Source organism: Trichococcus palustris (assembly GCF_900114465.1).
GTDB lineage: Bacteria > Bacillota > Bacilli > Lactobacillales > Aerococcaceae > Trichococcus > Trichococcus palustris.
The window spans coordinates 25,441-47,810 of sequence record NZ_FOTD01000001.1 but is presented as its reverse complement, the minus strand read 5'-3'; the positions used below and the strand labels follow the sequence as shown (position 1 = coordinate 47,810).

The window sequence follows — 22,370 nt, the reverse complement described above, 5'->3', positions numbered from 1 at the left end:
CTCCATCTTCTTGGCTTCGTTTGAACGGATGGTCCCATAACAGTGAGAAAAGCCAATGCAATTAAGCGTTGGCTTCACTCTCGCTAGGAAGGACTATTTGTTGTCGTCTACTTCTTCAAAATCAGCATCTACAACGCCGTCGTCATTTTGTGTTGATTGGCCTTGTGCGCCTGCTTGGTTTTGTTGTTCTTGTGCAGCTTGTTCATATAATTTAACCGTTAAATTTTGAACAATTTCGTTCAATGCATCGCGTTTGGTTTTCATTTCTTCCAAGTCATCCGCTTCAACAGCAGCCTTCAATTCGTCTCTTGCTGCTTCTGCTTTTTTAACATCGTCAGCGTCGACTTTGCCGTCCAGCTCTTTCAATGTTTTGTCGGTTTGGAAGATCAATTGGTCGACTTCGTTGCGCAATTCAACTTCTTCTTTGCGTTTTTTATCTGCTTCGGCATTCGCTTCTGCATCTTTAACCATTTTTTCGATTTCTTCGTCAGTCAGACCGGATGAAGATTTGATTGTGATGGTTTGTTCTTTTTGTGTACCCAAATCTTTGGCGCGCACGTTTACGATACCGTTTTTATCGATGTCGAATGTAACTTCGATTTGCGGGATGCCGCGTGGTGCTGATGGAATGTCCGTCAATTGGAAACGACCCAACGTTTTGTTGTCGGCAGCCATTGGGCGTTCGCCTTGCAATACATGTACATCTACGGCTGGTTGGTTGTCAGCTGCTGTAGAGAATACTTGTGATTTGCTTGTCGGGATGGTTGTGTTGCGGTCGATCAGTTTAGTGAACACGCCGCCCATTGTTTCGATACCCAATGATAATGGTGTTACGTCCAACAATACGATATCTTTCACGTCACCAGTGATGACGCCGCCTTGGATTGCAGCACCCATAGCTACTACTTCATCAGGGTTTACGGATTTGTTAGGTTCTTTGCCTGTTTCTTTTCTTACCGCTTCAACAACGGCCGGGATACGCGTCGATCCACCAACCAAGATGACTTGGTCGATATCCGCTGATTTCAAGCCTGCATCTTCCATCGCACGGCGAACGGGAACTTTCGTGCGGTCTACAAGATCGTGAGTCAATTCGTCGAATTTAGCTCTTGTCAAAGTGACTTCCAAGTGCAATGGACCAGCTGCGCCGGCAGTGATGAACGGCAAGCTGATTTGTGTGGAAGCTACACCGGATAAGTCTTTTTTAGCTTTTTCAGCAGCATCTTTCAAACGTTGAACAGCCATTTTATCGTTGGCTAAATCAATGCCGTTGTCTTTTTTGAATTCAGCTACCAGATAGTCCATGATTTTTTTGTCGAAATCATCCCCACCCAGTTTGTTGTCTCCGGCAGTACTCAATACATCAAATACGCCGTCGCCCAATTCAAGGATAGATACGTCAAATGTACCGCCACCCAAGTCGAATACTAAGATTTTTTCTTCTTTTTCGGTTTTATCCAAACCATATGCCAACGCTGCTGCAGTTGGTTCATTTACGATACGTTCCACTTCAAGCCCTGCGATTTTACCTGCATCTTTTGTTGCTTGACGTTGTGCATCGTTGAAGTATGCTGGGACAGTGATGACAGCTTTATCAACTTTTTCGCCCAGGTAATCTTCAGCATAGCCTTTTAAGTATTGCAAGATCATTGCGGATACTTCTTGAGGTGTATAGTCTTTTCCTTCAACAGAAACTTTGTAGCCTGCTTCGCCCATATGGCGTTTGATTGAGCTGATGGTGTTAGGGTTTGTCACTGCTTGACGTTTAGCAACTTCGCCTACTTGGATTTCTCCATTTTTGAATGATACGACGGATGGAGTCGTTCTGTTACCCTCTGGATTTGGGATAATCTTTGCTTCTCCTCCTTCTAATACTGCAACTGCGGAGTTTGTTGTACCTAAGTCAATACCAATAATTTTACTCATGTCATAGTTCCTCTCTAAAATGAAATTTTATTTGTGTTTTAAACAATGATGCTTATTTTGATACGACAACCATTGCCGGTCTAAGCACGCGATCCTTTAAAGTATAACCTTTTTGCACTACGGCAACAACCGTATCCGGTGCTTGGCCTTCTGCTGCGGGCATTACTTGGATGGACTGGTGGAAATTCGGGTCGAAAGGTTCGTCGATCGGATTAAGCGCTTCGATGCCTTCTTTAGCAAAGGCGTCGTTGAACAGGTTCAGCACCATTTCAAGCCCTTTTTTAAGGTTCAACGCTTTTTCATCGTCGACTTCTATTTCCATCGCTCTTTCCAGACTGTCCAGAACCGGAAGCAGGTCTTGCGCCAAGGATTGCGAACGGTATTTAGCCGCGTCCTGTCTTTCCTTGGTGTTGCGTTTTTGGATGTTTGCCAGTTCTGCTTGGAGACGCAACATGCGATCTTCCGTCTCTTCTAATTTTGCTTTCAAAGTATCCATTTCAGAAACGACTTCGGTTTCTTCTTCAATGGTTACATCACTGGATGAATCAACTTGAGAATCGTTATTCTCTAACACTTCTTCGTTTTTATCCAATTCTATTCTCCTTTGTAATGGTTATTTATAAAAATCATTGAAGCTGTCCGATAGTTCGTAGCGCATGATTTTCATAATGTTAATGACTTTTTGGTAGGGCATATTGGTTGGCCCCAATAATGCGATCAAGCCTTTGCCATTACCTGCAGTGTCATATGAGGCGGTGATTAAACTGAAATTATTCAACAAGTCATTGTTCATTTCGCTTCCGATCTGGACTGCGATGCCGTCATGAGATGATGAGAACAGCGAATGAATGTAGGGCGAGCCGTTGATCATACTGTAGATGGCCTTGACTTTTTCTTTGTCCATCGAAGCATCCAAATAATTGAGCAGATTCATGCTGCCCCCGACATGGAACCGATCCTGCTCCAACTTCAAAACAATGTCGTTAAAGACGGACAAGAAATCAATTTCCGAATCGACATATTTCTTGGTGATAAGCGGGATTTCCGTCTTCAGCTTCAGGAATACCTCCGGCAGCGTTCTGCCGATGAGTTTTTGATTGAAAATGTTGATGACTTTTTCGATTTCGGCTGAAGAAAAATTCGGTGGAACAGAAAAAATCTGGTTTTCGACATACCCCTTGTCCGTCACGAGGATGGCCATGACCTGCCCTTCATTCAAGGGAACCAATCTAAAACCGGTCAAACGGCTGTTCTTCGTATCCGGCCCGAGTCCCAATGCCGTGTAATTCGTCAATGATGACAGCATTTCTGCTGATTTCTCAACGACCTCCTGCACTTCGCTGTACGGATTGCGGAAAGCATGCTGAATTTGTTTCCTGACATCATCGGAAACCTCTTCGTTTTCTTTGGTTAGGATGTGGTCCACGTAGTAGCGATAACCCTTTGTGGAAGGAATGCGTCCTGATGAGGAATGCATTTTTTCTAATAAACCAAGTTCTTCGATGCGCATCATTTCATTGCGGATGGTTGCGGAACTGAATGCCAGCTCTGATTCTTTCATCAGCGTCTTCGAACCGATCGGCTCTTCGAATGCAATGTAATGCCTGATAATTAAGTTTAAAATTAATAATTGTCTTTCCGTTAACAAGATTCTCACCTCACTTTAGCACTTGACCACATTGAGTGCTAACCTTAAATAAATTTATCACGAGAAGATTACTTTGTCAACGAAATACAATCATTTTTCGGTAACATGCTTTCAGAAAATTATTATTCTCACATCAAAAAAGATTGGAAAACTTCATTCCCCAAAAATATCCCTTTTTTCGTCAAAAGAATCCGGTCCCCGACGATAGCGATCAGTTCGCGCTGCAGAAGATCCCTGATGACTGTATCGTAATGGTCCACTAAGGAAATCCCGAATTTCTCGGCGAAATGTTTTTGGCTGACGCCTGTCATCGTCCGCAGCCCCAAGATCATTTCTTCTTCTATTTGTTCATTCTTCGTCAATGTTTTCCGGTAGATGACCGGCAGTTCATTCGCACGCAAAGGTTCCAAATAATGTTGGATCGGTCCATGGTTATTGTAGCGCACGCCATCGATATACCCGTGGGCACCCGCGCCGAAGCCGAAATAATGTTCATTTTTCCAGTAGGTCAGGTTATGCTTCGATTCGAATCCGGGTTTTGCGAAATTGGAAATTTCATAGTGGTTTCTGCCGTGCTTGGCCATTGTGTCGATCGCCAAGGCATACATATCCGCTTCCGTATCCTCTGAGGGCAACGGCAGTTTCCCTTGCCGCATCAAATTATAGAAGACTGTTTTGTTCTCCAGAATTAAGGCGTAGATCGAATAGTGCGGCAGATCCAATTCCAACGCTTTCGTCAGGCTCTCTTCGAAATCCTTCATCGTCTGGTTGGGCAATCGGAAGATCAAATCGATGCTCATGTTGTCGAATCCGGCTCTTCTGGCATCGGCGATGCAGCGATAGACTTGTTCGGAAGTATGGATCCGGCCGATTTTCTTCAAAATGGCGTCATTGAACGATTGGACACCCATGCTCAAACGGTTTACGCCGTAATTCTGCATGATTTTAAGTTTATCGAAAGTCAGGCTTTCGGGATTTGCTTCCATCGTGAATTCGCCGTTTTTCGGCAGCTTGAAGGTGTCCCGGATGCCGTAGAGCAAACGGTCGAGCTGTCTTTCGTTCAGCGTCGTCGGCGTCCCCCCGCCTATATAAAAGGTGCTTACCTCTTCGCCGGGATGAGCCTGAACGGTCAGTTGCATCTCTTTGATCAAGGAATCCACATAATCGTCCACCGGCTGGCCTTCGAGGAACACCTTATTGAAGTCGCAATAGAAGCAGATGTGCTCGCAAAAAGGGATGTGTACATATGCTCCTGTCATTTTAGCGTTCCTCCCCTTCCAATGGATGCGCTTCGAAATAGGCGATTGTGTCTGCTTCATCTTGTTGCAGCTGCTCGACCAATTTCTCGACGCTCTCAAATTTGATCTCGCCGCGGATGAAATGATGCCATCTGACGTTGACGTATTCGCCGTAGATCATTTTGTTGAAATCTAAGATATAGACTTCCACGGTCTTGGCCCGGTTCGCCTCGAAGGTGATGTTATATCCGATGGAAGCCATCCCGCGATACCAGACACCGTTCACTTCGATGCTGACGACGTACACGCCCGTTCTGGGCAGACGCGTATTTTTCTCGATTTGGATGTTCGCTGTCGGAAAGCCCAACAACCTCCCCCGCGCGTCACCGTGCATGACGATTCCGCCAAATTGATAGGTATAGCCCAAGTACCCGTTCGCTTTTTCCATGTTTCCTTCTTCTAAAGCATCGCGTATTTTGGTCGAACTGATCTTTTCTGACGACTCCTGCAATTCAGCTACTTCAACGACAGCAAATCTGCCTTTGGCGTAGCCAGGTAATTGCGCCATGTTGGCGATTTCTCTCGGCCCATAGGTGTAATCGAATCCCGCTACGACGGTATCCGCATGCAAGTCACACATGTATTGATCGACGAATTCCTGCGGGGCCAAGGAAGCGAAAGCGGAAGTAAAGGCGATCACGTAAAAATAATCGACGCCCAATCCTTCCAGCAGTTCCGCCTTCCTTTCGGTGGTAGATAGATATTGCATCGCATCGGGATCCATCTTTTGGAAAACGATGCTCGGGTGATGGTTGAAACTCATCACAGCCAGCTTCACGTTCTTCTTTTCGGCTATTTCCTTGGCCCGTCTGATGACTTCCTGATGGCCTCTGTGGACACCGTCAAAGTATCCCATCGCCAAGACCACCCTATCTTCCGGTATATCTTGTTTATTATAGGGATGGTGTATGTTTATTATCTTCATTGCGCCTTAATTCCTTCCTATGATAAGAACATTTTTCTCGGCTTGATAAACGCCGGCTTGTTCGAGTGTTTTTCGTACATTGCCACCACTTTATCCTGGTAGACAAAAACGAAAGGACCTTCGATATCCTTAAATCTATCATCATTTGCGAGGACCGCGCCATTTTTTATTTTCTGCCAAGTCGTTTCGTCTATTTCAAAATGGGCATAATCCGCAAAGACCGATTCGATCGGTTTCAGATGGGCATCCATTTCCCCTGCGGACATAGCGTCCGCTACTTGTTGCAAGGTCAGGCAGTCTTTTTCGGTGAAAGTCCCGCTCTTTATCCTTGTCAGGTCCGACATGAAGGCCGGATAACCCAATTTAGCGCCTAAATCCACCGCAAGGGTGCGGATGTACGTGCCTTTTCCGCAACTGACGGTGAAGCGCCAGCTCATTGTCTGCGTGTCCTCATGGTATTCGGGCTCCGAGGTGCGTTGAAAAGCGGTCACTTGAATCTTCCGTTCGGGCCGGACCACGCTTTCCCCCTTGCGGGCATACTCATATAATTTTTTCCCGTTCACTTTGACCGCTGAATACATCGGCGGAATCTGGATGCTTTCGCCCAACATGGATGCCATCATTTCATCGATACTGTCCTTTGACAAAGGTTCCAGCACAGGCTTTTGATCGATGACTTCCCCTTGGCTGTCTTCGGTCGTCGTGGCGATGCCGATCGTAATCTCCCCGGCATACGCTTTGCTCGTGTCGGTCAGGAACTCCACGACTTTTGTCGCTTTTCCGATACAGATCGGCAACACGCCATCGACTTCGGGATCGAGTGTCCCGGTATGTCCAACTTTCTTTGTCTTTAATATTTTTCTGAGTTTAAAAACGCAGTCATGACTTGTCATCCCGCGTTCTTTCCACAAAGGTAAAATTCCATCCATTTCATAACCCTACTTTCCTAAATAACCCATATATTATATCACAAATTATAATGGACACGAAAAAGCATGTACACGAAAACCACTTATTCGGCCGAGAGAATGATTTACGGGTTACATTCACAACGAAATCTGCTATGCTTAGGGAAATAAAGCGCTTTAGGAGCATAAAATGACTAAATTTAAAATCGTGACGGATTCCACCGTAGAACTTTCAAATGAAGAAATCAAACAATACAGCATCACCGTTGTGCCGTTATCATCCATGATCGCTAATATATTGTATTACGATGGCGTGACCATCACAAAAGCGGAGTTTCTCGAAAAAATGAAAAAAAGCCACGAGCTCCCCAAATCGTCTCAGCCAGCCATGGGTACCTTCCTTGATACCTATAATGAATTGACGGCGGAAGGCAGCGAGGTGCTTTCCATCCACGTGGCGGAAACGCTAAGCGGTACTGTGAACTCAGCCCATCAGGCAGCCAACCTGACGCACGGGAAAGTGACGGTCATCGATTCGGAATTTTGTGCACGCGCCATGGCCTTTCAGGTCTTGGAAGCTGCAAAATGTGCCGAAGCGGGGTTGTCGATCAAAGAAACATTGCAACGCTTGGAGGAAATCAAAAAGCGAACCCTCCTTTATATCACCGTCGTTGACCTTGAAAATATGATCAAAGGCGGGCGGATTGGAAAAACGATGGGACGTGTGACAAGCTGGTTGAACATCAAGGCCAACCTGCAAATGATCGATGGTGTGTTGACGCCGGATATGAGAGGCCGCGGCACAAAATCGATCGTAAAACGCTACGAAGCGATCATCGCTGAACTCAAAAAAAATCATGTAGAAATGGAAGCCATTGGCGTAACCCACACTGGCCTCAGCGACTATTCCGACCAGATCATCCGGATGCTCCAAGAAGCTTTCCCGAAAGCCGAATTTTTCATCTCCTATGCAAGCGCTAGCGTGATAACCCATGCGGGCCCCAATGCCATCTCGGTTCAATTCTTGACTAAAAAATAATCAAAAAAAACTTCCGTCGTTCATCCTAAAATGAGCAGCGGAAGTTTTGGGTTTAAAAATAGGATACCGCAGACTAACGATCAGAATCCATAATAGTAGTAGGCGATACCGGATAGGATGACGCCAGCGAAATAAGTGACGGCAAAATAAGTGTGCTTCGTTTTATGCCGAAAAAACCTCATCCCCAACAAGCCACCGAGCCCTCCGCCCAACAAACCGAGCAGCAACAGATTTTTTTCAGGGATGCGCCAAGCGTGCTTCTTGGCCTTCTCCTTGTCGATGCCCATCATCCCGAACAACGCCAGATTCACAACGATTAAATAGATATCTTGGATAGCCATCTTATGCTCCAAATCCTTGGCTTTGTCTGATGATTTCGACGATGACCGCAGTCGCTTTCTCCATGCTTTGGATGGACACAAATTCATAACGCCCATGGAAGTTTTCTCCGCCGGCGAAAATATTCGGTGTCGGCAGACCCATATACGACAGTTTGGAGCCGTCCGTTCCGCCACGGATCGGTTCGATGATCGGAACGATGCCCAATGCCTTCATAGCGGATTCAGCTAAGCTAACCGGGCGCATATCTTTTTCCAGGATTTCGCCCATATTGAAGTATTGATCGGAGATTTCGATGCTGATCCTTTTTTCCTTTAGCTTGCTGTTCAACAAATCCGCAACCGACCGCAGCATCGCTTTCTTTTCTTCAAAAAGTACCCGGTCGTGATCACGGATGATGTAAACCATTTTGCTTTCTTCGACGTTGCCTTCGATACCCATCAAATGATAGAAGCCTTCGCGTTTTTCGGTTTTTTCCGGCACTTCCTCTTGCGGAAGGGCATCGTCGAAAGCGAGGGCCAGTTTGATGGCATTGACCATCGTATCTTTCGCGGTCCCCGGATGAACATTTTTCCCCTGGATGCGCACGATCGCTTGCGCTGCATTGAAGCTCTCGAATTCCAGCTCTCCGACAGGTCCGCCATCCATCGTGTATGCGAAATCGCAATCGAAGGCCGCCACATCAAACAAATCCGCCCCCCGGCCGATTTCTTCGTCAGGCCCGAAAGCGACCTTCACGACCCCATGCTCGATGTCTTTCGCAGCCAATACTATTTCCATAGCCGTCATGATTTCTGCGATGCCAGCCTTGTCATCGGCGCCCAGCAAGGTTTTTCCGTCCGTTGTGATCAACGTTTGGCCGACATAGTTCTTCAAGGCCGGGAAATCATCCGGCGATAGAACGATGTTTTTTTCTGCATCCAAAACGATTGCCTTGCCGTCATAATTTCCCCGGATGATCGGGTTCACATTGGCGGCTTCAAAGTCGGCGGTGTCCATATGTGCGATGAACCCCATTTTAGGGAAAGGCTTATCCGAATTGGCGGGCAATACCGCCGTAACGAAGCCGTTCGCTGGATTATATTGAATGTCAGACAATCCTAGCGCTTCCAATTCCGGCATCAAAACTTGTTTTGCGAAAGCAACTTGGTTTTGTGTGGAGGGAACGGTTGTGCTTGTTTCGTCTGATCTGGTTTCGAATTTTACATAGTTTAAAAAACGGGGCACTAAATTTTCGTACATGTGATGACTTCCTTTCAGATTTCGCTATCGAAGATGAATGGATCTGTATTGATTTCAGATACCAGAATATCGATATCCCAATTCTGCTCTTTTTTCCATTCGTTGAAGATAGCGTGTAATTTCGGTTTGCAGATCTGCTCGATGTGGTGGCCTGGATCGATGACCGTCATGCCATCCGCTTGCATATCGTGAGCGGTATGATAATAGACATCTCCGGTAATATAGACGTCCGCCTGTTTATTCATGGCTTTACGGTAATATTTCCCCGCATCGCCGCCGCAGATAGCCACACGTGAAATCATTTGATTCCGGTCGTTCGCAATGAAGCGCAGCCCTTCGACTTGAAACGTCTCTTTCACGTGTCGGATGAAGTCTGGCAGCGGCATCGGTTGCGCCAAATTGCCCACTCTTCCCAGTCCATATTCCCGCTGGAAATTCTCCAACGCATATATTTCAAAAACAGGTTCTTCGTATGGATGCGATTCGTACAAGGCTTCCAGCACATCCGGAAGATACTTGTCTTCCACAAGCATTTCGATTTTCTTCTCCTGGACTTCTTCCGGCTCATTGATATGGCCGATGGCTGGCTTAGCCCCTTCAAGCGGCGTAAAGCGGCCTACACCCTGAACTTCGTACGAGCAGTGCGTATATTCATCCGTGATGCTTCCTGCTCCGGCGTCGGTCATCGCCAAACGGACAGCGTTGCAATGTGAATTCGGTACACAGACTGCCAATTTTTTGACGGGAATGCGTTTTGTCACATCCATGATTTCGATATCGGCAAGGCCCAACGCTTCCGCCAGCCAGTCGTTCATCCCGTTCGCCGCATTATCCAGATTGGTATGGGCCGCATAAACGGTGATGTCATGCTTGATCAGATCGGCATACATCTTCGTCTGTCTGTCCGAAAGATCGAGATTCTTGATTGGGCGATAAATCGGTGGATGATGCGAAAAAATGAAGTCAACCGATTTTCCGATGGCTTCCAGAACAACTTCCGGGCGCACATCGAGCGTGACCATGATTTTATGGATGGGGCGGCTGAGATCACCGACATGCAGACCGACGGGATCCCCATCCTCCGCTAACCAAGTCGGGACGTGCGATTCAAATAATTCGATAAATTCATATCCAGTAATTTTGCTCATCCTAGCACCTCTGATATTTCCTTTATTTTATTCATTATTTGCTTTTCTTTCTCATGCAGATCCTTATTTGCCTTTTGCAGGCTGTTCAAGATGTACTGATATTTGTCTTTTTCTGACAACCATTTCTTCCTGAACGCATCATTCTTTTCTTTCAAAAGATAACGGCCGAAGGTGTATTCCAACTCCGAATATGCTTCCGTCTCGTCTGCCTTCTCGGCGACGATGACTTCATAAATCTTCTCGTTCTCTTCGAGAATCGTTTCGTCAATGATCGTATAGCCATGCGAAAGCAACCAGATCCGCAGCTTCCGTTCTCCGTTGTTCGGCTGCAACACAAGCCTCTTGGCCGTGTTCAATTTTTGTTCCTTATTGCCGCTATCCAAAATTTTTGAAATGAGATCCCCGCCCATACCGCAGATAGTGACGACGGTTATGTTGTCGGCCGGGGCGATTACGGCTAAGCCGTCACCCAAACGGGCTTGGACAGTGCCTTCCAATTCGGATGCAATGATCTGTTCCTTCGCGGATTCAAAAGGACCCTTTACCACTTCCCCTGCGATGGCGAAGGTGATGACCTTTCTGTTCGCCAAAACGCATGGCAAATAGGCGTGATCGGAACCTATATCCGCCAATCTTGAACCCTCCGGTATAAAACCGGCCACCGTTTCAAGCCTCTGTGATAATTGTTGATTGTTCAATTTTTTTCCTCCAATCCCTTTTAATCCGATACTATTATTTTAGCACAAATTTATAATTTCCCCATGTAATACTTTCAGGCACATTCCTTCCCTGTCCACAGGAAAGGGCCTGGAACAATGTCCCAGGCCCTTCATCCAGACTGTCTTGCCTTCTGCGGGGGCAGAAAGCAACTGACTTTCTGCCTATCCGCTTCGTTGACGACCATCGTATGCAGTCGCGTTCCGAAAAGCGGCTCGGTATGTTTTATTCCAAGAAATCTTTCAATTGTTTCGAACGGCTTGGATGACGTAATTTACGCAACGCTTTCGCTTCGATTTGACGGATTCTTTCTCGCGTTACACCAAACACTTTCCCGACTTGCTCCAAGGTGCGGACATTGCCGTCATCCAGGCCAAAGCGCAGGCGAAGGACGTTTTCTTCGCGATCGGTCAAGGTATCCAATACCTCTTCCAATTGTTCCTTCAATAAAGTCATCGCCGTATGTTCCGCTGGGCTCATCACTTCTTGGTCTTCGATGAAATCGCCCAAGTGAGAATCGTCTTCTTCACCGATCGGCGTTTCCAACGATACAGGTTCTTGCGCAATTTTAAGGATTTCACGGACTTTTTCGGTCGGCAAGTCCATTTCGGCCCCGATTTCTTCCGGTGTCGGTTCGCGTCCTAAATCCTGCAGCAATTGGCGTTGGATTCTGACCAGTTTATTGATTGTTTCAACCATGTGTACAGGGATACGGATCGTCCTTGCCTGATCCGCAATCGCGCGGGTGATGGCTTGACGAATCCACCAAGTAGCATAGGTAGAGAATTTGAAGCCTTTGGTATGGTCAAATTTTTCAACGGCCTTCATCAAGCCCATATTCCCTTCCTGGATCAAGTCCAAGAATTGCATACCGCGGCCGACATAACGTTTTGCTATCGAAACGACCAAACGCAAGTTGGCTTCAGCCAATTGTTGTTTCGCCTCTTGGTCGCCATCTTTGATGCGCAACGCCAAGTCGACTTCTTCATCCGCACTCAACAAGGGTACACGGCCGATTTCTTTCAGATACATGCGGACCGGATCATTTATTTTCACGCCTGCAGGGACAGACATGCTGTCGTCTTCGGTTTCTTTCTCAACAACTTTCTTCTCGACCTTTTTTGTTTCAACTATCAGTTGACGGGCAGTCGGGCCGCCGTCTTCATCGACAACGCTGACGCCGCCGTCTTCCATTTTTTGAATCAATTTATCCATTTCATCCGCGTCCAGTTGGAAGGGGGTTGCGACTTTATCGGATAATTCGTCATAAAGGACGGTACCCAATAATTTGTGTTCTGCGATCAGCTTTTTCGTTGCCTGTTCTAATGTTAAACCTTGATCATTTTTTTCAATTGCCATAAAATGATTCCTCCATTCAATGCGGACTATTTCTTGTTGCTTTTAGTTGCCTGGAAATCGATACGATTTCCAGCATTAAAGATTTTGCTTGCTCACTGTCTTTCAACCTGCGGGCTTCTTTCATTTCCTGCTGCTTCTTACCCAACAAATCCTCAAGCGAAGACTTGTCGCGGATAATGTGGACCAGATCTTCAATCTCCTGGTAAGTCACTTCCGAATCCAACTGAAACCATTCGATTTCGGCAATGACATTCTGCAATGCCGGATTGTTGATCCTATCTAAAAATTGATCTATGTTTCCTACTTGCCCAGTCCGCTGATAAAATTCTTCATACAGAATGTAAATCGTTTGGTAGTCATCATGGATGAAGTGGAATTGATCATCGATTTCCCGTAAATATGACCAAACTTCCTCAAAATGAAATAATCGATAAAGCAATTGTTTCTCACTTTGTTCCGCTTGGGTAATCTTGCGTTTTTTCGTGACAGCCGCATCCGGATTGGCTTTGTAATGTGAAATGGGAGCTGGGTTACTTTGCCTTTGGCCGGTTCGTTCCGAGATCAGTTGCTGCTGATAGCCCTTCAACTGTTTCTGCAGGCTATCAACCGGAATGCCGAATTCATCTGAAAGTTCCTTTAAATACAGTTCCCTTTCGATCAGCGAATCCAACGATACCAATGCCTTCAAAATCGTTTCAATGTATGTAATCCGGTTCTTTTCCGTATCCAAATTCAATTGCGTCTTTAAATAGCGGGAAAAGAACTGGATGCTCGTTTCACGATTATTTTTGATGGCTTCACAAAAGGCCTTTGCCCCTTTTTGCTGAATGAACTCATCCGGGTCCATTCCGGCTTCCAAAGGGAAAATGGAGATGTCGAAATGCTTGTTCTTGTCCAATATTTCGATGGCGCGCTTTGTCGCTTCAATGCCGGCGCGATCCCCATCATAAGCGATGACGATATTATCCGCCACCTTCGTCAACATGCGATTCTGTTCTTCGGTCAAACTCGTCCCCATCGAGGCGACGCCATTCCTGACGCCTGCTTGCCAAGCGGAAACGACGTCCATGTATCCTTCGAACAGGATGACCTCGGAACTTTTCCTGATTTCGCTCCTGGATTTATCAAAATTAAAAAGGAAATCACGCTTATTGAACAGCAGCGTCTCTGGACTGTTTAAGTATTTGGCTTCATGGTAATCCGAATCCGTGTCCGGCGACGCCTGTAGAATCCTGCCGGAAAAGGCTATCGTTTTGCCCTTCGGATTGCGCAACGGAAAAATGATCCTGGACGAGAAACGGTCGAACATTTCATTTTGCCCTCTCCGTTCCGAGAAAATCCCGCTTTCCTGCAACAGCTCATCATCGAAGTGTTTGGCTTTCAGCATCTGGTATAGTGCCGTACGGTTGGAAGGCGAAAAACCGATTTGAAACTCCTTTAACGTTTCCAACGAGAAGCCACGCTGCATCATATAATCAAGCGCTTCTTGTCCGGTCACCGTGTTCAACAGAATCTGATGATAAAAACTGGCCGCTTCCTCGTAAATCTGGACCAGTTTGTCTTTTTTTGATTGGATGGGGTTACTGTAGTTCTCATCAGGCAGTGAAATATCGACATCGACATGACTTAGTTGGGCAGTTTTTTGGACCGCCTCGACAAACGATATCCCTTCGATGTCCATCAGAAAAGTAAAGACATTCCCCCCTCTTCCGCAACTGAAACAATGGAAAATCTGTTTTTCCTCGGCTACAGAAAATGATGGTGTCTTTTCGTCATGAAAGGGGCAGTATCCGAAATAGTTCTTCCCTCTTTTTTTGAGTTGCACATATTGGCTGACTACATCCACGATGTTTGTTTCAGTTCTAATCTTGATTAATTTTTCTTCTGAAATTCGTTCTGCCAACTGATTACCACCTTGAAGAAATGTCTTGTTTTTTATAAATTGAGCATAAAGATACAAATTAGATTCTACCACAGTCGGAACGAATATGCAAATAGGATTATTTTTGCTTCAGTTGGCTTTAGTGAGCGCTTTTCCCACAGCATTCGATGCCGACTTCATCAAACGAAAACAGTTATCCAAACACAAAAAAGAACGGGAACATCTGATTTTTCCAGGATGTTGCCCATTCTTTTATTATTGGACAATGAACATTGGGAAATCATTCAATCCTCTAAAATATCTTCAATCAATTTCCATGCCTTGTCAAAGCCTTCCCCAGTTTCCGAAGAAAAAAGGATCAGCGACTCATCGCTAGGTAAATTTAAAGCTTTTTTGATTTGGTAAAAGTGCTGGTTCCATTTCCCGCGGGGGATTTTATCAGCTTTTGTAGCAACGACAGTGTAAGGAATATCATAGTATTCAATAAAATCCTTCATTTGAATGTCATCGATGGTTGGTTCATGCCGAAAATCGACAACCAAAAAAACGTGCTTCATTTGATCTCGTTGCGTAAAATAGGTCTCCATCATCCGGCCCCATTTAGCCCGCTCCGTTTTCGAAACTTTTGCGTATCCATAACCCGGCACATCCACAAAATAAAAAAAGTTATTGATCAAATAAAAATTCAAAGTCTGTGTTTTCCCTGGTTTACTGGATGTCCGTGCCAACGCTTTGCGGTTGATCAACTTGTTGATGAAAGATGATTTACCAACATTCGAACGGCCAGCTAACGCAATCTCCGGAAACCCGGTTCCCGGATATTGTTTGGGATCCACCGCACTCATTACGATTTCTGCATCTTGTACGTGCATTTGTTACCCTCCTGTAGAAAGAAGATGGCTATCCTCATTCTGTTTCTTTCTGGTATTCTAACTAGATTACCTCAAAAAGAGGCTCTATTCAAGGGAAAATAAAATCCGGCAATCAGTTTTGGCTATTTTCTGATTCACCGGATTTCATACTATAGTTGTTTTTCAGTTCAATGGATGGTCATTTTCGTCGAACAATAGAGGTTGCCCTATACCGTTCACCGTATCATCCGTGATCACGCATTTTACGATTTCATCTCTGCTTGGAATTTCGAACATGATGTCCAACATGATGTTTTCGATGATGGATCGCAGTCCGCGAGCGCCCGTATTTCTTTCGAGGGCTTTTTTCGCAATGGAGCGCAAGGCATCTTCTTCAAATATCAATTCGACGCCATCCAATTCCAGCAGCTTTTTGTATTGCTTCACTAAAGCATTCTTCGGCTGGGTCAAGATATGCACTAAATCATCTTCAGTAAGTTTTTCCAATGCCGCCATAATCGGTAACCGTCCGATGAATTCGGGAATCAAACCGAATTTCAACAAGTCTTCCGGTATGATCTGCTGCATGATGCTCTTATCTTCCAACTGTTTAGCTTGTGGCGATCCGAAGCCGATGACCTTTTCGCCAAGACGTTCCTTGACGATCGTTTCAATGCCGTCGAAAGCTCCACCGACGATGAACAGGATATTGGTTGTATCAATTTGGATAAATTCTTGTTGAGGATGTTTTCTTCCGCCTTGCGGTGGAACGTTTGCGACGGTGCCTTCCAATATCTTAAGCAAAGCTTGTTGGACGCCTTCCCCGCTTACATCTCTTGTGATGGATACATTTTCGCCTTTGCGGGCAATTTTATCGATTTCGTCGATGTAAATGATGCCGCGTTGTGCGCGCTCTACATCAAAATCGGCTGCCTGCAATAATTTTAGGAGGATGTTTTCGACATCTTCCCCAACGTACCCAGCTTCAGTCAGACTGGTAGCATCCGCAATCGCAAAGGGAACGTCCAAAATCCGCGCCAATGTTTGCCCGAGGAATGTTTTCCCTGAACCGGTCGGACCGATCAGACAAATATTGCTTTTTTGTAACTCTACATTATCATCATCAGACATCAGGCTCATTTGGCCAATACGTTTGTAGTGGTTATAAACGGCTACTGAAAGCGTACGTTTCGCTTTTTCCTGCCCGATTACATATTCGCCCAAGATCTTTTGTATTTCTTGCGGTTTTGGAACCTCCGTGAAAGTTGTTTCACTAGGCGTGTATATTTCTTCGTCGATGATTTCTTTGCATAAATCAACGCATTCATTACAAATATATACATCCGGACCCGCAATGATTTTTTTCACTTGGTCCTGAGATTTTCCGCAGAATGAACAATGTATTGTTCCGATACTTTCATCATGGAACACAATCATTCTCCTCTCTATGTCCTTACTTTCCAATTAACACTGGAATTGCTTTTCTTTCTGACGATGTAACCCGATCATTTCAAAGTGAGCAATTTATCCAACTTAATCATGAATGGTTCCCATCTTAACACAGAAAAGAAAAATAGAAAATTATTTTGTTTCGAAAGGAACGCCTCTGTACTGGCCGTAAAATCTTCCTGATTATAAATAGAGGGGACACTGACTCAACAAGACAATGCCCCGATCTATTCTTTTTATTTCATTTTAGCGGATCTTATGCTTCGATAGCAGAGTCAGTGATTACGCTCATCGCTTTTTTCATTTGGATGTCGTTTTTCAACATTTCATCGTTGACTAAACCGCGAACACGCGTTTCATCCATGTTGTATTGTTCAGCTAATGCTTTGATTTCTTCAGCAATTTCAGCTTCGGAAACTTCGATGTTTTCTTCTTTAATGATTTGTTCCAACACTAGAGAAGTTTTTGTGCGGACATCAGCATCTGATTCCATTTGTACGTGCAAATCATGTTCAGTCGTGCCAGTGATTTGGTAATACAATTCAGGAGAGATTCCTTGGCGTTGCATGTCATTCAAGAACAAGTCCATTTGACGGTGAACTTCATCATGTACCATTACGTGCGGTAATTCAACGATTTCAGCGTTTTCGACAGCTTGGCGTAAAGCTAAGTCTTGGACTGCTTCATCAGCTGCAGCTTTTTTGCTTTCTTCCAATTCTTTGCGGATTTTAGCTTTCAATTCATCTAAAGTTTCGACTTCTTCATCAACATCTTTTGCGAACTCGTCATCCAATGCTGGCAATTGTTTCGTTTTAACTTCGTGAACAGCAACTTTGAATGTTGCTTCTTTGCCTTTTAGGTCTTCAGCTTGATAGTCTTCAGGGAAAGTAACGACTACTTCTTTTTCGTCTCCAGCTTTAGCGCCTACTAATTGTTCTTCAAAACCTGGGATGAATTGGTTTGAACCTAATTCTAATGAATGGTTTTGATCTTTTCCGCCTTCGAATGCTTCTTCAGCGACGAAACCTTCATAGTCGATAACAACTGTATCGCCTAATTCAGCGCCTTCTTCTTTAAGAACCAATTCAGCTTGACGTTCTTGTTTTTGTTTCAAGTTGTTTTCTACATCTTCGTCTGTAACTTCACGGTCTTGTTTTGCTACTGTAAGGTTTTTGTATTCGCCTAACTTAACTTCAGGTTTTACAGTTACTTCAGCAGTGATGGTCCATGGTTGGCCTTTTTCCATGCTCTTGATGTCGATTTTTGGTTGAGATACAGGATCGATCCCAGCTTCTTCGATTGCTTGAGCATAAGCTGTTGGCAATGCTTCGTTCAATGCATCTTCAAATAATGATTCTTCACCATAAACGTTGTTGAAGATATGGCGAGGAACTTTCCCTTTACGGAAGCCAGGAACAGAGATGTTCTTTTTCACTCTGTTAAATACTTTTTCGATTTCTTTCTTGATAATTTCTTCTGAAATTTCAAATGTTAAGACACCATCGTTTGTGCCTGTTTTTTCCCAATTTGCAGTCATTTACGTTCCTCCAAAAATCTTGATTTTATTGCAATTAATTTGATATTGCATACTATCCAATACTACACTACAAAACCGCGCTTGTAAAGAATAACCGCTTGAATATTGTACAACTGCGCAATTTATTTCCTGCTGGCTCCCCCTAAATTAAACAGTTTTTTAAGATTAGCAAGATTTATTTCGCTGCATATATTTGGTATAATCATTCAATGGGGGTGAGTACGAAATGGCGGTAAATTATCCGAACGGTAAATTATTCGATGCAGTCTCGCATTTGCCAGAGAAAAAGAAAAAAAGAGACACCATCTACAGCAACCGGGGAATGAACCTGGAGGAAGACATCAATACCTCCAATGACTATTACTTGTTGGTGGAGAGAGCCGTTATCCATAAAAAACCGACTCCCATCCAGGTCGTTAAGGTGGATTATCCCAGCCGTAGTGCCGCGATCATCAAGGAAGCCTACTATCGCCAGTCATCCACTACCGATTATAACGGCGTATACAAAGGCTATTACTTGGATTTCGAAGCGAAGGAAACCAATAACAAGACTTCCTTTCCATTAAAGAATTTCCATGAGCATCAAATCGTGCATATGAAAAGATGTAATCAGCAGATGGGAATCACTTTTGTTTTAATACGCTTTTCCTGTTATAATCGTGTTTTCTTATTGGATAGCTCTTATTTGATTGACTTTTGGGAGAATAAGTTGAATAATGGCCGTAAATCCATCCCTCTTGCCTTCATTGAAAGCAAAGGTTTTGAAATCGGTTATGGATTTAATCCGCGATTGGATTATCTGGTTGCGGTAGATAAGCTGCTTGAGATGAAAATGAAATAAACTATACGAGGTGAACCAGAATGCCGAATGCAGGCAATCAGAACGTATCAAGAGTAAATAATAAGCAAAAGAACAAAAAACAGAAACCCATCAAAGCCAATAACAAAAAGCCTAAACAGGCTAAAATGGCTTTATGGAAGAAATTGTTGCTTGGGATTGTTTCTCTGGGCATATTAGGCTTGGCAGCAGGCGGCGGTTTATTTTTCTATTACGCCTCCTCCGCTCCGGAACTGTCCAAAGACAAATTAGTGGGCACGGTTGCATCGACCATTCTTGATGCAGACGGGAATGTCATCAAAGAAATTGGCGGAAATGACCAAAACCGGACGATTGTTTCGGCAGATGAAATCCCACAAGTTTTAAAAGACGCTATCGTTTCGATCGAAGATCAGCGCTTTTACCAACATAACGGAATCGATCCCATCCGGATCATCGGTGCGTTGTTGGCCAATCTGCAAAAAGGCGGCATCGCTCAGGGTGGTAGCACCATTACGCAGCAGTTGGTCAAATTATCCTACTTCTCAACCAGTTCCGAGGATCAAACCATCAAACGGAAAGCCCAAGAAGCTTGGCTGTCTCTTAAACTCGAACGGGAATATTCGAAGGATGAAATTTTAGCTTTCTACATCAATAAAGTTTATATGTCCAACAATGTATACGGAATGGGCACGGCTGCCGAATATTATTTCGGAAAGAGCATATCCGATGTGAATTTGGCTGAAGCCGCGACGTTGGCAGGCATGCCGCAAGCCCCCGTCTATTACGATCCACTTGTCAATCCAGACAACACAACAGCCAGACGCGACTTGGTGCTGGACATGATGGTGGAAAATAAAAAAATCACCGCCGAGCAAAGTGCGGAAGCAAAAAAGATGATCATAACGGATGATTTAGTCGATCATACCAACGATACGAACACGTCACTGGTCGTCGACTCCTATGTTCAACTGGTCATTGATGAAGTAAAGAAAAAGACCGGTCTGGATGTTTATGAAGGCGGTCTGACGGTAAAAACCAATATCAATATGGCTGCGCAGCAAAAGTTATATGATATCGTCAACACCAATGACTATGTGAACTTCCCTGATGCTCTGCTTCAAACAGGCGTATCGCTGATTGATGTCCATACTGGTGCCGTTAAAGCTGTCATCGGCGGTCGCAATCAAGATGTTCAGTTGGGGTTAAACAGAGCTTCCACGTTGCAACGCAGCATCGGTTCCACAATGAAGCCCATGGCGGATTATGGTCCTGCGATAGAATATTTGGATTACTCTACCGGGACACTTGTCGTCGACGACAAGTACAGTTATTCTGACGGCAGCGAAATAAATGACTATGACCATAAATATAAAGGCAACCAGACGATCCGTGAAGCACTCGTCGATTCAAGAAATATACCGGCTTTGAAAACATTCCAAGCGGTCGGTGCCGATAATGCCTTCGCATTTTTGAAGAAGTTAGGCATCACCATCACAAATGATAATAAAGAGTACCTGGTTGAATCAAATGCCATCGGCGGTGAAGCCACTCCGATTCAACTATCTGCAGCCTATGCCGCGTTCGCAAATGGCGGGACCTATTACGAACCCTATACCGTGCAAGCTGTCACGACTTCCGATGGCAAAGAATTTACTTTTGAATCAAAAGGCACACAAGCAATGAAAGATTCTACCGCTTACATGATAACGGACATGTTGAAAGATGTCATCACATCCGGCACGGCAACCAATGCGCAAATCGACGGCTTGCCTCAAGCAGGCAAGACAGGTACTACGAATTATACGGACGCTGAACTGGCTGCCGTCGGAGGAACGAATATCCCTTACGCAGCACCGGATGCTTGGTTCGCAGGCTATTCCACAAGTTATTCCATCGCTGTCTGGCTTGGCTATGACAATTCCAAAGAATACGGTAATTTCTTGGATTATAAAACACAAAGCTTGACACGTGATATCTACAGGGAACTGATGTCTTACGTTTCTAAAGATACTGATTATTCCGATTGGTCCATGCCGGCTTCCGTCAGCAAAGTCTCCATCGAGAAGTATACGGATCCGCTCATGAAACCAGGTACAAGTACGCCGAGCAATCTGATTTCCACTGAATTATTCGTAAAAGGGACCGAACCTACTTCTGTCTCTAAAAAATATGGTGAGAAGCTGACTGCTCCAACAGGCCTGAAAGCAAGTTACAATGCAGACAAGGACGAGCTTACCATCACTTGGGATGCTTATAAGACGACAGGATCCAGCCAACCGCAATACTCGGTGACGGCAGGAGCGACCGACAAAACGATAACCGATACGTCTCTTGTCATCGCGAAACCTGCAAAAGGAACCTTCTCGATCTCGGTATCCGTCCAAGTGGGTCAAAGTACTTCCCCTGCTGCCACGATCCAACTGACGATTGAAGATGCCGCAAAGGCTTCCTCAGGGAGCGATACGTCAAAAGACAGCAGTTCTTCCGAGTCGTCATCCTCAGGAAGCAGCAGTTCTGAATCCAGCTCTGAAAGTGCTTCGCTCAAGGCGGCGACACCCGATTCAGCAAGCAGCAGCCAATGAGATTCCCAACAAAATAAGAGGAGGCCCGGACTTTTGTCCGGTCCTCCTCTTATTTTAGATGCATCCTTTTCTTCCCGTCAGCGCAGATGGCGAGCAGCGGGCAAACCTCACATTTCGGATTTCTTGCGGTGCAATGGTATCGCCCGAAAAAGATCATTTGGTGATGCGCATCCGACCACATTTCCCTGGGCAGTTTCTTCATCAATATTTGCTCCACTTCCAAGACGGTAGCCTTTTGTGGAGCAATCCTGAGCCGCTTGGAGATCCTTTCGACATGGGTATCCACAGCGATTGCCGGGATATGGAAACCGACGCTCATCACGACGTTTGCCGTCTTGCGGCCGACCCCCGGCAGGGACATCAGTTCATCCAGTCCGCTCGGCACTTCCCCGCCGAAATGTTCCATTAATCGGCCGCAACATTTTTGGATGTTTGTAGCCTTCGTCCTGTACAACCCGATTGACTTGATGGCTGCCATCACTTCCTCTAGAGGCGCCGCCAAAAAGGCCATGGGGGTAGGGAATTTGGCGAACAAATCCGGTGTTACCTTGTTTACGGAAACGTCGGTTGCTTGCGCACTCAGCATCGTCGCGATCAGCAGCTGAAATACATTCTCATGGATCAATTCGCACTGCGCTTCCGGAAACAATTCGCCCATTACTTTGACTGCTTCGATCGTCATTTTCTTAGATAACATATA

The 22,370-nt window shown here is 45.1% G+C and carries 19 protein-coding genes; 3 read left to right on the top strand and 16 right to left on the bottom strand.

All coding sequences use genetic code 11. From position 1 onward, the window contains the following. Positions 1 to 93: 93 nt before the first annotated feature. From dnaK to truB, 6 genes are all read right to left on the bottom strand, one after another. Positions 94 to 1,926 (bottom strand): molecular chaperone DnaK, encoded by a 1,833-nt coding sequence (gene dnaK, locus BM101_RS00215; RefSeq protein ID WP_087031110.1) that lies wholly within the window; start codon positions 1,924 to 1,926, stop codon positions 94 to 96. 52 nt (positions 1,927 to 1,978) lie between these two features. Next, a complete protein-coding gene (gene grpE, locus BM101_RS00210) occupies positions 1,979 to 2,518 on the bottom strand; it encodes a nucleotide exchange factor GrpE (RefSeq protein WP_245825610.1) in 540 nt (179 codons plus the stop codon). A gap of 21 nt (positions 2,519 to 2,539) precedes the next feature. After that, complete coding sequence (hrcA, locus tag BM101_RS00205) at positions 2,540 to 3,574, bottom strand: heat-inducible transcriptional repressor HrcA (protein ID WP_087031104.1); 1,035 nt, start codon at positions 3,572 to 3,574, stop codon at positions 2,540 to 2,542. Between the two features lie 128 nt (positions 3,575 to 3,702). Then, positions 3,703 to 4,833 (bottom strand): radical SAM family heme chaperone HemW, encoded by a 1,131-nt coding sequence (gene hemW / locus BM101_RS00200; protein ID WP_087031101.1) that lies wholly within the window; start codon positions 4,831 to 4,833, stop codon positions 3,703 to 3,705. 1 nt (position 4,834) lies between these two features. After that, positions 4,835 to 5,797, bottom strand: coding sequence for a riboflavin biosynthesis protein RibF (gene ribF, locus BM101_RS00195; protein ID WP_087031098.1), 963 nt, complete (start codon positions 5,795 to 5,797; stop codon positions 4,835 to 4,837). A gap of 17 nt (positions 5,798 to 5,814) precedes the next feature. Then, a complete protein-coding gene (gene truB / locus BM101_RS00190) occupies positions 5,815 to 6,726 on the bottom strand; it encodes a tRNA pseudouridine(55) synthase TruB (RefSeq protein WP_087031095.1) in 912 nt (303 codons plus the stop codon). A 169-nt stretch (positions 6,727 to 6,895) separates the two neighbouring features. On the opposite strand from truB, the gene BM101_RS00185 reads away from it, so the two are divergent. Continuing rightward, positions 6,896 to 7,744: a DegV family protein gene (locus tag BM101_RS00185; RefSeq protein WP_087031093.1), complete on the top strand. Its 849-nt coding sequence runs from the start codon at positions 6,896 to 6,898 to the stop codon at positions 7,742 to 7,744. Between the two features lie 80 nt (positions 7,745 to 7,824). Here BM101_RS00185 and BM101_RS00180 read toward each other — a convergent pair whose 3' ends face one another. From BM101_RS00180 to tig, 9 genes are all read right to left on the bottom strand, one after another. Continuing rightward, complete coding sequence (locus tag BM101_RS00180) at positions 7,825 to 8,085, bottom strand: DUF1294 domain-containing protein (protein ID WP_087031090.1); 261 nt, start codon at positions 8,083 to 8,085, stop codon at positions 7,825 to 7,827. A 1-nt stretch (position 8,086) separates the two neighbouring features. Beyond that, entirely contained in the window at positions 8,087 to 9,325 is a 1,239-nt protein-coding gene (pepT, locus tag BM101_RS00175; protein ID WP_087031087.1) for a peptidase T, read from the bottom strand. Positions 9,326 to 9,339: 14 nt separating this feature from the next. Further along, entirely contained in the window at positions 9,340 to 10,473 is a 1,134-nt protein-coding gene (locus tag BM101_RS00170) for a Nif3-like dinuclear metal center hexameric protein (protein ID WP_087031084.1), read from the bottom strand. Further along, the gene (locus BM101_RS00165) at positions 10,470 to 11,171 is read right to left on the bottom strand and encodes a tRNA (adenine(22)-N(1))-methyltransferase (RefSeq protein WP_087031081.1); all 702 of its coding nucleotides are present in this window, start codon (positions 11,169 to 11,171) and stop codon (positions 10,470 to 10,472) included. Before BM101_RS00165 ends, BM101_RS00170 begins: the two co-directional genes overlap by 4 nt. Before the next feature lie 244 nt (positions 11,172 to 11,415). Next, positions 11,416 to 12,549 (bottom strand): RNA polymerase sigma factor RpoD, encoded by a 1,134-nt coding sequence (gene rpoD, locus BM101_RS00160; RefSeq protein WP_087031079.1) that lies wholly within the window; start codon positions 12,547 to 12,549, stop codon positions 11,416 to 11,418. A gap of 16 nt (positions 12,550 to 12,565) precedes the next feature. Continuing rightward, on the bottom strand, positions 12,566 to 14,452 hold the full coding sequence (gene dnaG / locus BM101_RS00155; protein WP_087031076.1) for a DNA primase: 1,887 nt from the start codon (positions 14,450 to 14,452) through the stop codon (positions 12,566 to 12,568). Between the two features lie 263 nt (positions 14,453 to 14,715). Beyond that, the gene (gene yihA / locus BM101_RS00150) at positions 14,716 to 15,303 is read right to left on the bottom strand and encodes a ribosome biogenesis GTP-binding protein YihA/YsxC (RefSeq protein ID WP_087031073.1); all 588 of its coding nucleotides are present in this window, start codon (positions 15,301 to 15,303) and stop codon (positions 14,716 to 14,718) included. A gap of 162 nt (positions 15,304 to 15,465) precedes the next feature. Beyond that, complete coding sequence (gene clpX / locus BM101_RS00145; RefSeq protein WP_087031070.1) at positions 15,466 to 16,719, bottom strand: ATP-dependent Clp protease ATP-binding subunit ClpX; 1,254 nt, start codon at positions 16,717 to 16,719, stop codon at positions 15,466 to 15,468. Between the two features lie 268 nt (positions 16,720 to 16,987). Then, the gene (gene tig, locus BM101_RS00140) at positions 16,988 to 18,268 is read right to left on the bottom strand and encodes a trigger factor (RefSeq protein WP_087031068.1); all 1,281 of its coding nucleotides are present in this window, start codon (positions 18,266 to 18,268) and stop codon (positions 16,988 to 16,990) included. A 226-nt stretch (positions 18,269 to 18,494) separates the two neighbouring features. Between tig and recU the strand changes: the two genes are divergently transcribed. Both recU and BM101_RS00130 read left to right on the top strand, forming a co-directional pair. Continuing rightward, positions 18,495 to 19,109, top strand: coding sequence for a Holliday junction resolvase RecU (gene recU, locus BM101_RS00135; protein WP_087031066.1), 615 nt, complete (start codon positions 18,495 to 18,497; stop codon positions 19,107 to 19,109). Positions 19,110 to 19,129: 20 nt separating this feature from the next. Beyond that, a complete protein-coding gene (locus BM101_RS00130; RefSeq protein WP_087031063.1) occupies positions 19,130 to 21,670 on the top strand; it encodes a PBP1A family penicillin-binding protein in 2,541 nt (846 codons plus the stop codon). A gap of 49 nt (positions 21,671 to 21,719) precedes the next feature. Here BM101_RS00130 and nth read toward each other — a convergent pair whose 3' ends face one another. Further along, entirely contained in the window at positions 21,720 to 22,367 is a 648-nt protein-coding gene (nth, locus tag BM101_RS00125) for an endonuclease III (RefSeq protein WP_087031060.1), read from the bottom strand. Positions 22,368 to 22,370 lie beyond the last annotated feature (3 nt).

Bases quoted from the DNA above. Each gene is read 5' to 3' on its own strand.
- yihA (WP_087031073.1), bottom strand. From the start codon at position 15,303: ATGCACGTACAAGATGCAGAAATCGTAATGAGTGCGGTGGATCCCAAA.
- BM101_RS00130 (WP_087031063.1), top strand. From the start codon at position 19,130: ATGCCGAATGCAGGCAATCAGAACGTATCAAGAGTAAATAATAAGCAA.
- recU (WP_087031066.1), top strand. From the start codon at position 18,495: ATGGCGGTAAATTATCCGAACGGTAAATTATTCGATGCAGTCTCGCAT.
- pepT (WP_087031087.1), bottom strand. From the start codon at position 9,325: ATGTACGAAAATTTAGTGCCCCGTTTTTTAAACTATGTAAAATTCGAA.
- hemW (WP_087031101.1), bottom strand. From the start codon at position 4,833: ATGACAGGAGCATATGTACACATCCCTTTTTGCGAGCACATCTGCTTC.
- BM101_RS00170 (WP_087031084.1), bottom strand. From the start codon at position 10,473: ATGAGCAAAATTACTGGATATGAATTTATCGAATTATTTGAATCGCAC.
- clpX (WP_087031070.1), bottom strand. From the start codon at position 16,719: ATGATTGTGTTCCATGATGAAAGTATCGGAACAATACATTGTTCATTC.
- truB (WP_087031095.1), bottom strand. From the start codon at position 6,726: ATGGATGGAATTTTACCTTTGTGGAAAGAACGCGGGATGACAAGTCAT.
- BM101_RS00180 (WP_087031090.1), bottom strand. From the start codon at position 8,085: ATGGCTATCCAAGATATCTATTTAATCGTTGTGAATCTGGCGTTGTTC.
- BM101_RS00185 (WP_087031093.1), top strand. From the start codon at position 6,896: ATGACTAAATTTAAAATCGTGACGGATTCCACCGTAGAACTTTCAAAT.
- rpoD (WP_087031079.1), bottom strand. From the start codon at position 12,549: ATGGCAATTGAAAAAAATGATCAAGGTTTAACATTAGAACAGGCAACG.
- tig (WP_087031068.1), bottom strand. From the start codon at position 18,268: ATGACTGCAAATTGGGAAAAAACAGGCACAAACGATGGTGTCTTAACA.
- nth (WP_087031060.1), bottom strand. From the start codon at position 22,367: ATGTTATCTAAGAAAATGACGATCGAAGCAGTCAAAGTAATGGGCGAA.
- ribF (WP_087031098.1), bottom strand. From the start codon at position 5,797: ATGAAGATAATAAACATACACCATCCCTATAATAAACAAGATATACCG.
- dnaK (WP_087031110.1), bottom strand. From the start codon at position 1,926: ATGAGTAAAATTATTGGTATTGACTTAGGTACAACAAACTCCGCAGTT.